Source organism: Mycobacterium sp. IDUB_19, assembly GCF_055419445.1.
On record NZ_JBVAXR010000194.1, the window covers coordinates 1 to 813 of the forward strand.

1 protein-coding gene is annotated in these 813 nt (G+C 63.2%); it reads right to left on the reverse strand.

Annotated elements, in window-relative coordinates; translation table 11 throughout:
* Positions 1 to 161 precede the first annotated feature (161 nt).
* Positions 162 to 659 (reverse strand): MBOE_33420 family protein, encoded by a 498-nt coding sequence (locus ACZY0B_RS27875; RefSeq protein WP_463767445.1) that lies wholly within the window; start codon positions 657 to 659, stop codon positions 162 to 164.
* Between the last annotated feature and the right edge of the window lie 154 nt (positions 660 to 813).

The window sequence follows — 813 nt, forward strand, 5'->3', positions numbered from 1 at the left end:
CTCGAAATTCGCCCCGATCGTCTCGTCCAGCAGGGGAGTATCGACGGGCCCCGCGTCGTAGGACTCGACGGCGCCGTAGATGTTCTCTGCACCCGAGTTGATCATGTCTTTCCTGCGGTCGACGACATCAATGTAGCCGTAGCGATCCTGCTGGAGAAGGCTCAGCTGGGTGTCAAAGTAAACGGCAGCCAGTAGACACCCTGGCCGTCCCCGGGGCATCCCGGTGCGCCGACGGTGAAAGTTCGCTCCCCATAGAAACTTCCGTCGCCGTTGGGAATCAGGAAATCGGACCGTCTGGTGTCGACCTTGCTGCCGTCGTCGCAGTGGAACGGATAGTCCGAGCTCGATACCCACCTGTCGTTGACCCACCGGTAGTCGAACAAGCTGGGCGCGTTGGGGTTGTCCGCCAACCTGTCCACCAGTAGCCAGTGCGCGACGCAGCCGGACGCATCGCACGTGGTGGTGAAGCTGGCGGCCTGCGTCGACGGGTCCGAGGCCCGCGGTTGGCCGTTGAATGTCTGCTTCGAGTGATCGAGGAAGGTGTTGTACCACCCGAAGAGCGGCACCGGTTGCGGCCGGTCGGCGCCGGCTGCCGGTGCGGCGACGACTGCAGTGGCGAGAGCAAGCCACACAGCTCGCATCGGGTACCCGAGTGCCATCGGCGGTACTTTATCTCGACGCGGCGCCGAGTTGCCCACCTTGGCGAGAATACGTTTGCAGTGCCGGACTTTCGCCGCTTCTGAGCTGTGGTGTCGGTGCATACCCGTGTTAGCCTGACGATTCCCGTCGCGTTAGCCTCGGGCTCGGTAGACA